Origin of the sequence: Pseudomonas sp. FP2254, assembly GCF_030687695.1 — a bacterium.
Classification (GTDB): domain Bacteria; phylum Pseudomonadota; class Gammaproteobacteria; order Pseudomonadales; family Pseudomonadaceae; genus Aquipseudomonas; species Aquipseudomonas quebecensis.
The window spans coordinates 2,271,536-2,283,767 of record NZ_CP117444.1; the positions used below are offsets into that span (position 1 = coordinate 2,271,536).

Here is a 12,232-nt window from a genome sequence, read left to right on the forward strand (position 1 = left end):
GCGGGGCGGCGGCCCTCCAAATCAATGTCGGATTACGGGTACACCGAGCCTAGGCGAGGTGCCGAGTGGTGGGGCAAAGCGTTTTTGGTTACTTTTGGCGCTCTTCCAAAAGTGACCCGCCGTAAGGGCGGAACCCATAGCCGCCGTAACCGCAGCAACGGATATGTACTCGGTTTAATCCAACATTCTGGTCGGCTGTCAGGCCGCCATCGGGGGCAAGCCCCCTCCCACAGTTAAATTCCTCTGGGCCACCGCCCGGCAACTCGGTGCATCTGGCTCCGGTAGCCATAGATCTCTACACACGTTTCAAAGGCTGAAATAACTCTGTGGTGAGCGGGCTGGCCCCGCGCTGGGCTGCGAAGCGGACCCATTCCAGGCGATGGGGTTTAGCTGACACACCGAGGTGCCTGGGTTTGGGGCTGCTTCGCAGCCCAGCGCGGGGCCAGCCCGCTCACCACAGCAAGCCCGCTCACCACGAGAACCTCATTTTCTCAGGCTATGTCACCGAAGATATGCAGCCACCAACCCTAACCACGATGCGAAGCGAGCCGCTCTTGCTCTCGCTTTTGCTTTTGATCTCAGGCGCCCCGTTAACCACGCTGGCCGGAATTCGGCATTGATTTGGAGGGTAAACCGGCAGGGATGCCGGTTTAGCCGCCCCGCGCCATGGATGGCGCGTGGCGGCGGCCCTCCAAATCAATGTCGGATTACGGGTACACCGAGCCTAGGCGAGGTGCCGAGTGGTGGGGCAAAGCGTTTTTGGTTACTTTTGGCGCTCTTCCAAAAGTGACCCGCCGTAAGGGCGGAACCCATAGCCGCCGTAACCGCAGCAACGGATATGTACTCGGTTTAATCCAACATTCTGGTCGGCTGTCAGGCCGCCATCGGGGGCAAGCCCCCTCCCACATTTAAAATCCTCTGGGCCACCCCACGGCAACTCGGTGAATCTGGCCCCGATAGCCATAGATATCTACACACGTTTCAAAGGCTGAAATAACTCCGTGGTGAGCGGGCTGGCCCCGCGCTCTACCGCTCAATCGACCGGCTCCACAGCGCATTCCACTCCGGCCGCGCCTGGTTCACCTGGTCCCAGTCAATTGAAATCGCCGTTTGCAAATACCCCTGCATCGCTTCCACCCGCGCGCGGGTCTTGTCGGTGGTCGGCGTGGTCGGGTTCGAGGGGATCTGGTCACCTTCCTCCAGCGCCGGTGCCTGGGCTTCGGCGGTCAGCAGGTAGGCCGCGAGTTTCTGCGCCAGCTCCGGCTGGTCGTTGCGGGCGATTACGCATTCGGCGACGTTCAGCACCACCGCGCCTTCCTTCGGTTGCGCATATTCCATCGGTACGCCGAGCAGTTTCTGCGTGGCGACCTGGGTTGGAGTGAGGGGAAAGATCGCGGCTTCGTCGGTCTGCACCATCTCGGAGATTTTCGCCGAGCTGGCGATGTATTCCAGCACGTTGGGCCCGATGGTTTTCGGCCAGGCCTTGAAGCCGGGGTCGACGTTGGTCTCGTCGCCGCCCTGCAAACGGTTGAACATCAAGAAACCGTGCAGGCCGAAGGTGGAGGAGGCCAGGGACTGGAACACCACTTTGTCCTTGAAACGCGGGTCGGCCAGGTCCATCCATGAAGTGGGCGCGGCCCAGCCTTTTTCCTTGAACAGCCTGGCGTTGTAGCCAAGGCCGGTGACGCCCAGAGTCACGGCCACCGCTTCGTCCTTGATTTTCGCCTTGGGCGGAATCTGCTCCAGGGTCGGGCTGGGGGCCAATTTGTCGCACAGGCCCATGGAAATGGCGCGGTACATGATGCCGTCGTCCAGAAACATCACGTGCATCTGCGGGTTGTCTTTGTTGGCCTGGACCTTGGCGAGAATGTCCGACGAGGTGCCGGGCACGATCACCACCTTGACGTTGTTGGCCTTCTCGAACGCAGGCAGCACTTTGTCGGCATACACCCGTTCCATGGTGCCGCCGTTCATGCCCAGGTACAGCGTCGGCGCGGCATGGGCGCCGGCGGCGAACAGGGCGAGGGTCAAGCAGGACAGCGCATTGCGTGGGTTCATGGTTGTTCCTCTCAGGCTTGGAAACGACGGATGGAAAACGCTTCGATGGGCTGGCGGCTGCGGCCGGAGCAGACGAGCTCTGCCAGGGCTTCGCCGACGGCGGGACCGAGCTGGAACCCGGCGCCGGCAAAGCCGAAGCCGTGGAGCAAACCCGGTGTGCTGCTGCTGGGGCCGATCACCGGTTCGTGGTCGGGCAGGTAACCTTCGGTGCCGCTCCAGGTGCGGATCGCCTGGGCGCCCTGGAGAAACGGGTACAGCTCGGCGGCATTGCGCAGAATCTCCAGCACCGCCGCCTGTCCGGGGCGAGCCTGGCGCGGGCCCAGGGCAAAGCCGCGCCCGCCACCGAGGATGCAATTGCCGCGCGCGACCTGGCGCGCGTAGATTCCGCCGCCTTCAACGCCGGTGCTGACGTTCATCACCACCGGCAGCGGCTCGGTGACCAGCATCGCCGGGTGCGCCGAGGTGATCGGCACCGGCTCGCCGAACTGGGCGGCCACGCTGCCGGCCCAGGCTCCGGCGCAGTTAAGCAACCAGGGTGCGCGTAGCTGCAGGCCGTTGGCGCAGTGCACCTGGAACGCCTGCCCGTCATGCTCGATGTGCACCACCTCAGCCTGCTCGTGCACCACCGCGCCGTGCCGTTGCGCGGCGCGGGCAAAGGCCGGTGACACCAGGCGCGGGTTGGCATGCCCGTCTTCCGGGCAGAGCGAGGCGCCGACCGCCACGTCGCCCACCCACGGGAAACGCGCGCGCAGTTCGACGCGGTCCAGCAGTTGCAGGCCCAGATCAAACTCGCGGGTGCGCTCGGCGTAGGCGTGCAGCGCGTCGAAATCGGCGGCGCTGCGGGCCAGCTTCAAATGCCCGCAGCGCACGTATTCGCCGTCGATGCCGATCAGCCCCGGCAGCTCGCCCCACAATTGATGGGCGCGTTGCGACAGCGGCAATTGATGCAAGGGCCGACCCTGGCGGCGCACGCCGCCGTAATTGACGCCGCTGGAATGCGAGCCGCAAAAGTCGCGCTCCAGCAGCGCCACGCGCTGGCCTTTATGGGCGAGCATCATTGCCGCCGAAGCGCCGACAATGCCGCCGCCCAGTACGATCACATCGGTCATGGCTGCACCTGCACGCCGAACGGCAGCGGCTTGATGGGGGCCTGGCCACGCAGGCGGCCCACGTCTTCAACGTTGCGGCCACTGCGCTCGGCGACAATCTCCGCTGCCGCCAACCCGCACATTCGGCCCTGGCAACGGCCCATGCCGACCCGGCAGTGGGCTTTGACCCGGTTGATCTCCCAGTGCCCCTCATCCACCACCGCGCGAATATCGCCGGCGCTGACTTCTTCGCAGCGGCACACCATCAAGCGGTCCGGCGCCTGCGCCGCCCAGTGTTCAGGAAAGGGGAATGCGCTTTCCAGGCCCTGGCGAAAGCGCTGGATGCGCGCCAATTGGCGTTCCAGAACGGCGGGGCGTTGTTGATCGATGGCAATACCGGCGTCCTCCAGCAACGCCAGCGCCGCGCGTTCGCCGGCCATTTGGGCAGCATCCGCGCCCATGATCCCGGCACCGTCGCCCGCCAGGTAGACGCTTTCCACGCTGCTGCGCCCGGCGCTGTCGCGGGTGGGCAGCCAGGCACGGTTCAAGGGGTTCCAGGCGAAAGCGCAACCGAGCAGGTCCGCCAGTTGGGTTTCGCTGCGCAGGGCATGGGCGAAAGCGACCGCGTCGCAGGCGAGGGTGTGCGTGCCCCAGCGAATGCCGCTGACGCGTTGTTCACCGTCGATCTGCGCGAGCGTCGCGCCTTGGTGTACGGGCACTCCGTGAGCCGTCAGCCAAGCGCGGTAGTACAAGCCCTTGGCCAGGGTCGCCGGTTGCCCGAGCAGCGCCGGCAACGCCCGGCATTGAGCACTGAACGGCGCGCTGTCGAGCACCGCCACCACCGTTGCGCCGGCCTTGGCGTATTGATACGCCACCAGATACAGCAACGGCCCGCTGCCACAGAGCGCCACCCGCTCACCGATGGCGCAGCTCTGGTACTTCAAGGCGATCTGCGCCGCGCCCAGGCTGTACACGCCGGGCAAGGTCCAGCCACGCACCGGCAGGATACGGTCGGTGGCGCCGGTGGCGACGATCAGCCGTGAGTACTCGAGGCTGTCGGCGTGGTCATCCCTGAGCAAGTCCAGGCGCTGGTCCTCGGCATTCCACACCAGGGTACGTGGCCGATAGTCGATCAACGGCGCCAGTTCATCCAAGGTGCGATGCACGGCTTCGGCCTTGCTCGCTTCGAAGCCATAGAGTTGCCGGGCGGTGCGCTGGAAGCCCTCGGGTTGGCGCCGATAAATCTGCCCGCCACCGCGCAGGCCTTCGTCCACCAGGCAGGCTCGGATGCCATGGTCGAGCAGGGTGCGCGCCGCGCTGATCCCCGCCGGGCCTGCGCCCACAATCACTACCGGCTTCATGCTGTGCGCCCCGGATCGCGGCGGATCGCCTGGCCCGCTTCCAGCAGCGTCGAACAGGCGCGTACGCGCCGACCGTCTTCCAGCCACACCCAGCAATCCTGACAGGCGCCCATCAGGCAGAACCCTGCACGGCGTTCGGCACTGAAGTCGCTGCCGCGCAGATGTTCGCCGCAGGTCAGCACGGCGGTCAGCAGCGTGTCGCCGAGCAGGGCGCTGGCCGGTCGACCGTCAAGCGTAAACGCGATGGCAGGGCGTGCGGTGTCGGCCAAGCGTTTGAACAGGGCCATCAATGTTTCCCCACCAGCACGCGGTCCAGGCCGTAGACCCGGTCGAGCAGAATCATGGTCGCCGCCGTCAGCGCGATCACCAGCGCCGACACCGCCGCCATCATCGGGTCGATGGATTCGGTGGCGTACACGTACATGCGCACCGGCAGGGTTTGCGTGGCCGGCGAGCTGACAAAAATCGACAAGGTCACTTCATCGAAGCTGTTGATGAACGCCAGCAGCCAGCCACCGGCCACGCCGGGCAGGATCATCGGCAGGGTGATCAGGCGGAACAGCGTAAAGCGACCGGCCCCCAGGGACTCGGCCGCCTGTTCGGCGCTGCGGTCGATACCGATGGCCGCCGCCAGCACCAGCCGCAGCACGTACGGGGTGATGATCACCACATGGGCCAGCATTAACCAGGTGAAGCTGCCGTTCACCCCCATCAGGGCGAACAGGCGCAGCATCGCCACCCCCAGTACCAGGTGCGGGATGATGATCGGCGACAGGAACAAGGCACTGAAAAAGTTGCGCCCCACAAACGAGTAGCGACTGATCGCCAGCGCCGCCGGCACCGCGATCAGCGTGGCCAGGGTCGCAGCGCTGAACGCCAGGATCAGGCTGTTGTAGAACGCCTGGATAAAGTCGGCGCGCTCGAACACCGCGCGGAACCAGCGCAGGGAGAACCCCTGGGTAGGCAGGCTCAAGGTGTTCTCCGGGGTGAACGCCACCAGGCATACCACCACCAGCGGCGCCATCATGAACAGCACCACCAGGCCATGGAAACCGAGCGCCAAAGGACCGTTTCTGGACATGTGTCTAAACCCCCAGGGACTTTTTGTAGCGACTTTCGAGCAGGCGGTTCCAGCTCAACATGATCAGCAGGTTGACCAGCAGCAACACCACCGCGATGGTCGCGCCCATGGGCCAGTTGAGTTCCGAGAGGTACTGGTCGTACACCACGGTGGCGACCATTTTCAGACGCCGCCCGCCGAGCAGGCCGGGGATCGCAAACGAACTGGCGGCCAGGCCGAACACAATCAGGGTGCCGGACAGCACCCCGGGCATCACTTGGGGCAACACGATCCTGCGCATCACCGTGGCCTGGCTGGCGCCGAGGGACAGCGCCGCCTGTTCGGCCGACGGGTCGAGTTTTTGCAACGAGGTCCACACCGGAATGATCATGAACGGCAGCATCACATGCACCAGCGCGATGATCACCGCGAACGGCGTGTACAACAGCTTCACCGGGCGCCCGCCGAGCACTTGGATCAACTGATTGATCAGGCCGTCGGCGCCGAGCAGCAGGCTCCAGCCAAACGCGCGCACCACCACTGAAATCAGCAGCGGGGTGAGGATCAGGATCAGAAAGATCGAGCGCCACGGCGTGCCCATGCGGCTGAGGATGTAGGCCTCCGGTACGCCGATCACCACGCACAGCAGGGTGACCAGCGCGCTGATCCAGAAGGTGCGCCAGAAGATTTCGTAAAAGTACGCGTCGCTGAAAAGCGCCAGGTAATGGGCCAAGGTCCACTCGCCGGCTTTCACCCCTACCTGATAATCGAACACGTTGAACGACAGCACCAGGGTCAGCCCCAGCGGCAGGATCAGCAGCCCGCTGAACAGCAGCAGCGCCGGCAGCGACAGCAGGTAGCCCCGACTCATGGGCGCACCTCGTCGGTGGCCAGCACGCGCAGCAGCTCAGCCGGCCATTCCAGGCCGACCACCGCGCCGTTGGCCAGCGGCGCGCTGCCGTCGTTGGCGCGCACCACGGTGATTTCACCCAACGAAGTGTGGATGCGGTAAAGCCATTGGCTGCCAAAGAAGAAGCGGTCGAGCACCTGGCCTTGCAGGCGCCCGCTGCCGGCGTCCACCAGTTGGATTTTTTCCGGGCGCAGACTGAGGGTCAGTTCGCCGTCGCCGCTTTCATGCCGCACTTGCGGCATGCCGAGGGTGTCGTAATCGCCGGGCAACAGGTTGGCTTTGCCCACGAAGTCAGAAATAAAGCGTGTGCGTGGGTGTTCGTAGAGGGTGTAGGGCGCGTCGATCTGGGTCACGCGGCCGGCCTGCATCACCACCACGCGGTCGCTGATGGACAGCGCTTCGGCCTGGTCGTGGGTGACCATCAGCGTGGTGATGCCCACGGCGCACTGGATGCGGCGGATCTCGAACTGCATCTCTTCGCGCAGGTTGGCGTCGAGGTTGGACAGCGGTTCGTCCAGCAGCAACACCGGCGGTTCGATCACCAGGGCGCGCGCCAGGGCCACGCGTTGGCGCTGGCCGCCGGACAGCTCACGCGGGTAGCGCTCGGCGTGGGGGGCCAGGCGCACCAGATCGAGCACGGTCTTGACCTTGCCGGCGATCTCGGCGGCGGGCACGTTGCGCATCTTCAGGCCGAAGGCGACGTTGTCGCGCACGCTCATGTGCGGGAACAGCGCGTAGCTCTGGAACACCACGCCCAGGCCACGGCTGGCGGGCTTGGCATGGGTAATGTCGCGCCCATCCAGCAGGATCTGGCCGCTGGTCACCTCGACGAAGCCGGCGATCATTTGCAGGGTGGTGGTCTTGCCGCAGCCCGATGGGCCGAGCAGGGAAACGAACTCGCCTTTTTCCACGGCCAGGTCGGTGGCAACCACTGCGTCGACGGCGCCGTAGCGTTTGCTCAAGGCGATGAGTTGGAGAAATGCCATGTCTGCGTTCCACCTTTTTCAGTCGCGTCGAAACGCGCTTTTTTTGTTTTGGGCAGATGCGAAAAGAATGTTGCGGGTGCGTTGGCGCTCGATCTCAAGTCGGCTGCCGTGTGTTGTTCGTTTTCGCCCCTGTGGACGCAGATTAGGACGAAGACTAGGATGCGTGGAAGATGGAATTTCACTGAACGGACTACTTTTTTCAGTTTTATTCACTCACCAAAATTAAAAGAGAGGACAGGCGATATGGATTCCACTGAGCGGAATGAAAACCTCAAGGAAGTCGGTGCTGGCGGCGTATCACGGTTGTTTGCGCTGCTGCGTACGTTGGGCGAGGTTTCGCAAGACGGCGAACGTGTGACCCAGCTTGCGCAACAGGTCGGCCTGTCCCAACCCACCACCCACCGCCTGCTGCGCAGCCTGATGGAGGAGGGGATGGTGGAGCAGGACGCGCGCAGCAAGCGCTATCGCCTGAGCCTGGAGTTCTTCGCCCTGGCGGCCAATGCGGGCAAGACCGGTAACCTGCGCGATCTGGTGCGCCCCAGTCTGTTGCGCCTGAGCGCGTCCCTGGGCGATTCGCTGTTTCTACTGGCGCGCAGCGGCTTCGATGCGATCTGCCTGGACCGCAGCGAAGGCCCGTACCCGATCCGCACCTTCACCGGTGACATCGGTGGGCGCGTCGCGCTGGGCGTGGGGCAGGGCAGCCTGGCGATCCTCGCGTTCCTGCCGGAGGAAGAGCGCGAAACCGTCATCCGCTACAACCTGCCCCGGCTCAAGGACTTTCACCTGTACGACGAAGTGCTGCTGCGTTCGGAAGTGGAGAATGTGCGCAACCTGGGCTACGCGGCGCGTAACACCGGGGTGCTGGAAGGCATGGCGGGCCTGGCGGTGCCGATCCTCGATCGCGATGGGCACGCGGTGGCCGCATTGAGTGTGGCGACCATCAGTGACCGGTTGGGGCCGAGCCGCCTGCCGATGGTGGTGGAATTGCTCAAGCGCGAGGCCGTGGCCATCGGGCCGAGGATCAATCCGTTTGATCCGACGTTGCGCAGGCCGTCGAAGACGTTTGGCGATTGACCTGGGGGCTGAATCGGAGGGCAAGGCCTACTTTGGCGGGGATACTTTTCTCACTGCGTTCGGGCCGTGGTCCGAGCATGCAAATGTCATGTTCTTTCAGGGGGTTGTACTGTTACTGCGGGGTGCTGGAACCGTTAAGTCGTAGGCCGCCACACAGGGAAAGTGATCCAGTGCAGGGTTTGCCTGGGTTGACAGTGTAGGACTCCATTAACGAGGAATGATGATGAGCATGTTTTATCCGCCTGCGCCAAATTGCATGAGAAACGAGGCTTCCTATAACGCGATGCCAGTCAGCCAAGGTCAGTGGCGTGGTGCAGGTCAACCTGCACTGAGCGGTGGAGCGCTTCCTCCTGTGCGTATTTTGGGAGAGTTTGCAAACAACTTCGACTATTTCAGAACCCCAGGTTCTCCTTTCGTTTCGCGTGACACGCTTGAGCATGTGGCCGAACGTCCCATGACCGGCGACCCTTACCATGACCGGATGACCATGCTCGCCAGGGAGATTTCCCGCAATCCTGAAATGGCTGACATGCTGGATGGCATCACCAATGGTGGTCAGCAGGATGGTCTTATCAGTCCGGACGATGTGCTCGAGAGTATGGCGGTGTACGGCGCCCCAAATACGTCCTCTCTTATGAACGCAGACGATCAGCTCGCGAATACGGTTCTGTCCAGCGCGCGAAACGCGTCCACCGCCTTCTCGTCAGCCATGCGGGAGGTCGGTCCTGCAGGCATGCCCGGAGGAATGCGGCAACAACGAATGAACCAGGTTTTTGCGCCGTGGCCTTCCTCTACAGGCGACACCTTGGGCGGTAAGGCTTCGGGATATGACGCCAAGCCTTATGCCAACGACAGCAACGAAGCCCTTTCCAATAAAGTACTGGCCCGTTTCAGCGCGCTGGAAGATCCGGATGCCCCAGGGTTTATCACGGATAAATCACTGAGTTCCATCGCCGGCGGCTTTCACTTGGATGGGCGGCCAGCGACCCGGGATGAAGTGGACATCGCCAGGGAGGTGCAGAATCGGGGTGACTTGTTCAAGTCGCTCGACCGTGGTCAAAGCGGTTCGGTGGATGGCCGCTTCTCCCGAGACGACCTTGTTTACCTCTCCGATAACGATAAGGGAATGAGCGATTACGACCTGCTTAAAGGTATCAAGGATAACTTCAGGCAATATACGGCGGGCGCCAACGACAGGTTCATCAACGTCACCGAACTGGAAGAGGCAGCAGGTAAGAGGCCGTCAACTCGAACGTTCACTCCAGAGGCGCGCCAACTGGCGGCTGAACTGCTGAGACGCCCAGGCTTGTTGCGTGAAACGGATATCGGCATTGGCGACAACGGTCCGGGCGCTGAAGACCGCCGATTCGATATGATCAACATCGACTACATGATGGGAAAACGAAAGCCGGACGCCAACTGAGATCGCGTGGTCTGGTCAGCTCGAGCCGCTATGGCGGTTAGCAAGGCAGCTCGGCTGATCATCATCTCGATAAAGGACAAACCTCGGGAAGGTCGGATCCAATTACGGTATAACCCTCGAACGCTTTTGTGATCCGAGGCCCCGTTTTTCATGCAAAGCCCTTTGCAACGCCCGCTGTGGCAGGTCTACCTGATCTTTCTCGCACCCATGGTGCTGTCCAACTTCCTGCAGAGCTTTTCCGGCACCCTCAATGGCATCTATGTCGGGCAGATGCTCGGTACCCAGGCTTTGGCAGCGGTCTCGGGGATGTTTCCCATCGTGTTCTTTTTCATTGCCCTGGTGATCGGCCTGGGCGCTGGCGCGTCGGTATTGATCGGCCAGGCCTGGGGTGCCCAGGAAACGGGCATGGTCAAGTCGATTACCGGCGCCACGTTGACCCTGGGCGCACTGGTGGGGTTGATTGCGGCGGTGCTTGGCAGCCTGTTCGCGCGCTCGGCGTTGCAGGCACTGGGGACACCGCTGGATGTGCTCGACGATGCGGTCGGCTATGCGCGGATGATGATGCTGATCATGCCGTTGCTGCTGGTGTTTATCCTCTACACCCAACTGTTGCGCGGGGTCAGCGACACGATTTCACCCTTGCTGGCGCTGATGGTCTCGACCCTGGTCGGCTTGCTGCTGACTCCGGCATTGATACGCGGCTGGCTCGGCCTGCCACCGCTGGGCATCCAGAGCGCGGTGTACGCCGGCCTGGTGGGTAACGCTGCGGCGATGCTGTTTTTGATCCTGCGCCTGCGCGGTAAAAATCATGTAATGGCACCGGACCGCGAGTTGTTTGCAGCGTTACGCCTGGACCGCGCGATTCTCGGCAAAGTCCTGCGTATCGGCTTGCCCACCGGCCTGCAGATGGTGGTGTTGTCGTTGTCGGAATTGGTCATCCTGGCCCTGGTCAACGGCCACGGCTCCCAGGCCACGGCGGCTTATGGCGCGGTGACGCAGATCGTCAACTACGTGCAGTTCCCGGCCTTGTCCATTGCCATCACCGCCTCGATCCTCGGCGCCCAGGCCATCGGCGCCGGGCGCCTGGAGCGCATCGGGCCGATCCTGCGCACCGGGCTGCTGATCAATACCTGCCTGACCGGCGGGTTGATTGTGCTGGGTTATGCACTGTCGCACTGGCTGCTCGGTCTGTTCATCACCGACGCGGCGGCACGGGTCAACGCCGAACACCTGCTGCACATCATGTTGTGGAGCATCCTGGTGTTCGGCTTTCAGGCGGTGGTGGGCGGCATCATGCGCGCCAGCGGCGTGGTGCTGATGCCGGTGGCGATTTCGATTTTCTGCGTGCTGTGCGTCGAGTTGCCGATGGCCTACCTGTTCAATGCCCATTTCGGTCTGGAAGGGGTGTGGATGGCGTTCCCGGTCACCTACTTGGCGATGCTCGGGCTGCAGACCGCGTATTACCGGTTGGTATGGCGGCATAAGCAGATCAAACGGTTGGTGTGATAGAAAAAATGCGCACATTCGGCACCGGCGGCGTCTGAGTCATGGCAAACCCTTACGCGGATTTATTTCAGGTTCCCGGCGCCCGCGCCTTTGTGCTGGCGGGCATGTTTGCGCGCATGACTGGGGTGTCGGCGGTTGGGGTAGTTTGCTATGCGCTGGGGTGAAGTTCTGCGAAGTGATGTTGCAGGAACTCATTCAGCGCCTGACGCGTCAGGTCATTGAGCGTGACTTTCCTGCGGGTCGCCGCCAGCGCCGCAGCTAAATGCAGGTCATGTCCGACCCGCACATTGAAAGATCCCTTGCAGGGTTTTTCCGGGGTTTGACCAAGGTGCTGGCACGTCACGAGATAGTCGTCCACGGCCTCCTGAAAAGCGGCATCCAAATCAGCCACGGTTTTTCCTTCGTAGCTGATCAGCGCCTTGATGAATAGGATCTTGCCGAACAGGCAGTTGTCTTCAAGGCTGGCCTCGATAGAGCCGATGTAGCCTTTGTGTTTGAGTTGGTTGTTCACTGAATCAGTTCTCCTGATTTCAATTGTTCGATGATCTGGCGTCGAATGTAGTGCTTCAGTTCGTTGCCAGGGTGAGGCTTGTGCAGCGTGATCATTGCAGTGGGGTCGCCACTGTCGAACTTGACGCGGCTTCCAGCCCCTTCGATCTGTGTGTAGCCCAGGCGACGCAGCAGCGTGACGAGTTCGGGCCATGTAAATGCCATTTGCTCATTGAGCAGTTTGGCCAGCAGCTTTTCATTTTTGGACACGGCGTTC

General features: G+C 62.7%; 12 protein-coding genes. 3 read left to right on the forward strand and 9 right to left on the reverse strand.

The features are described from left to right. Positions 1–1,026: 1,026 nt before the first annotated feature. Genes PSH94_RS10605 through PSH94_RS10635 form a run of 7 tightly spaced genes read right to left on the reverse strand, consistent with a single transcriptional unit; the run spans position 1,027 to position 7,463 of the window. Positions 1,027–2,058 carry an ABC transporter substrate-binding protein gene (locus PSH94_RS10605; protein ID WP_305437408.1) on the reverse strand — a complete coding sequence of 344 codons (1,032 nt, stop codon included), beginning with the start codon at positions 2,056–2,058 and terminating at the stop codon, positions 1,027–1,029. An 11-nt stretch (positions 2,059–2,069) separates the two neighbouring features. Then, positions 2,070–3,167 (reverse strand): FAD-binding oxidoreductase, encoded by a 1,098-nt coding sequence (locus PSH94_RS10610; protein ID WP_305437410.1) that lies wholly within the window; start codon positions 3,165–3,167, stop codon positions 2,070–2,072. Further along, positions 3,164–4,507, reverse strand: coding sequence for an NAD(P)/FAD-dependent oxidoreductase (locus PSH94_RS10615; RefSeq protein ID WP_305437411.1), 1,344 nt, complete (start codon positions 4,505–4,507; stop codon positions 3,164–3,166). The genes PSH94_RS10610 and PSH94_RS10615 overlap by 4 nt, the downstream gene beginning before the upstream one ends. Further along, positions 4,504–4,794, reverse strand: a complete 291-nt coding sequence (locus PSH94_RS10620) for a (2Fe-2S)-binding protein (RefSeq protein WP_305437412.1) — start codon at positions 4,792–4,794, stop codon at positions 4,504–4,506. The genes PSH94_RS10615 and PSH94_RS10620 overlap by 4 nt, the downstream gene beginning before the upstream one ends. Continuing rightward, positions 4,794–5,588: an ABC transporter permease gene (locus tag PSH94_RS10625; protein ID WP_266248922.1), complete on the reverse strand. Its 795-nt coding sequence runs from the start codon at positions 5,586–5,588 to the stop codon at positions 4,794–4,796. Before PSH94_RS10625 ends, PSH94_RS10620 begins: the two co-directional genes overlap by 1 nt. A 4-nt stretch (positions 5,589–5,592) precedes the next feature. Then, positions 5,593–6,438 (reverse strand): ABC transporter permease, encoded by an 846-nt coding sequence (locus PSH94_RS10630; RefSeq protein WP_181077063.1) that lies wholly within the window; start codon positions 6,436–6,438, stop codon positions 5,593–5,595. Further along, positions 6,435–7,463 carry an ABC transporter ATP-binding protein gene (locus tag PSH94_RS10635; RefSeq protein ID WP_305437414.1) on the reverse strand — a complete coding sequence of 343 codons (1,029 nt, stop codon included), beginning with the start codon at positions 7,461–7,463 and terminating at the stop codon, positions 6,435–6,437. Before PSH94_RS10635 ends, PSH94_RS10630 begins: the two co-directional genes overlap by 4 nt. A 243-nt stretch (positions 7,464–7,706) precedes the next feature. Here PSH94_RS10635 and PSH94_RS10640 point away from each other — a divergent pair, with 243 nt between their 5' ends. From PSH94_RS10640 to PSH94_RS10650, 3 genes are all read left to right on the forward strand, one after another. Continuing rightward, positions 7,707–8,537: an IclR family transcriptional regulator gene (locus PSH94_RS10640; protein ID WP_253506786.1), complete on the forward strand. Its 831-nt coding sequence runs from the start codon at positions 7,707–7,709 to the stop codon at positions 8,535–8,537. 223 nt (positions 8,538–8,760) lie between these two features. Next, positions 8,761–9,960, forward strand: coding sequence for a hypothetical protein (locus tag PSH94_RS10645; protein ID WP_305437417.1), 1,200 nt, complete (start codon positions 8,761–8,763; stop codon positions 9,958–9,960). A gap of 150 nt (positions 9,961–10,110) precedes the next feature. Further along, complete coding sequence (locus PSH94_RS10650; RefSeq protein ID WP_253506792.1) at positions 10,111–11,466, forward strand: MATE family efflux transporter; 1,356 nt, start codon at positions 10,111–10,113, stop codon at positions 11,464–11,466. Positions 11,467–11,614: 148 nt separating this feature from the next. Here the strand turns inward: PSH94_RS10650 and PSH94_RS10655 are convergent, their stop codons facing one another. Beyond that, positions 11,615–11,977 carry a type II toxin-antitoxin system HicB family antitoxin gene (locus PSH94_RS10655; RefSeq protein ID WP_305437419.1) on the reverse strand — a complete coding sequence of 121 codons (363 nt, stop codon included), beginning with the start codon at positions 11,975–11,977 and terminating at the stop codon, positions 11,615–11,617. After that, positions 11,974–12,225, reverse strand: a complete 252-nt coding sequence (locus tag PSH94_RS10660; RefSeq protein WP_034096965.1) for a type II toxin-antitoxin system HicA family toxin — start codon at positions 12,223–12,225, stop codon at positions 11,974–11,976. The genes PSH94_RS10655 and PSH94_RS10660 overlap by 4 nt, the downstream gene beginning before the upstream one ends. Positions 12,226–12,232: the final 7 nt, after the last annotated feature.

What these genes read in the sequence shown, in the direction of transcription:
- PSH94_RS10635 (WP_305437414.1), bottom strand. Translation starts at nt 7,463, where the DNA reads ATGGCATTTCTCCAACTCATCGCCTTGAGCAAACGCTACGGCGCCGTC.
- PSH94_RS10650 (WP_253506792.1), top strand. Translation starts at nt 10,111, where the DNA reads ATGCAAAGCCCTTTGCAACGCCCGCTGTGGCAGGTCTACCTGATCTTT.
- PSH94_RS10610 (WP_305437410.1), bottom strand. Translation starts at nt 3,167, where the DNA reads ATGACCGATGTGATCGTACTGGGCGGCGGCATTGTCGGCGCTTCGGCG.
- PSH94_RS10620 (WP_305437412.1), bottom strand. Translation starts at nt 4,794, where the DNA reads ATGGCCCTGTTCAAACGCTTGGCCGACACCGCACGCCCTGCCATCGCG.
- PSH94_RS10605 (WP_305437408.1), bottom strand. Translation starts at nt 2,058, where the DNA reads ATGAACCCACGCAATGCGCTGTCCTGCTTGACCCTCGCCCTGTTCGCC.
- PSH94_RS10625 (WP_266248922.1), bottom strand. Translation starts at nt 5,588, where the DNA reads ATGTCCAGAAACGGTCCTTTGGCGCTCGGTTTCCATGGCCTGGTGGTG.
- PSH94_RS10640 (WP_253506786.1), top strand. Translation starts at nt 7,707, where the DNA reads ATGGATTCCACTGAGCGGAATGAAAACCTCAAGGAAGTCGGTGCTGGC.
- PSH94_RS10630 (WP_181077063.1), bottom strand. Translation starts at nt 6,438, where the DNA reads ATGAGTCGGGGCTACCTGCTGTCGCTGCCGGCGCTGCTGCTGTTCAGC.
- PSH94_RS10645 (WP_305437417.1), top strand. Translation starts at nt 8,761, where the DNA reads ATGAGCATGTTTTATCCGCCTGCGCCAAATTGCATGAGAAACGAGGCT.
- PSH94_RS10615 (WP_305437411.1), bottom strand. Translation starts at nt 4,507, where the DNA reads ATGAAGCCGGTAGTGATTGTGGGCGCAGGCCCGGCGGGGATCAGCGCG.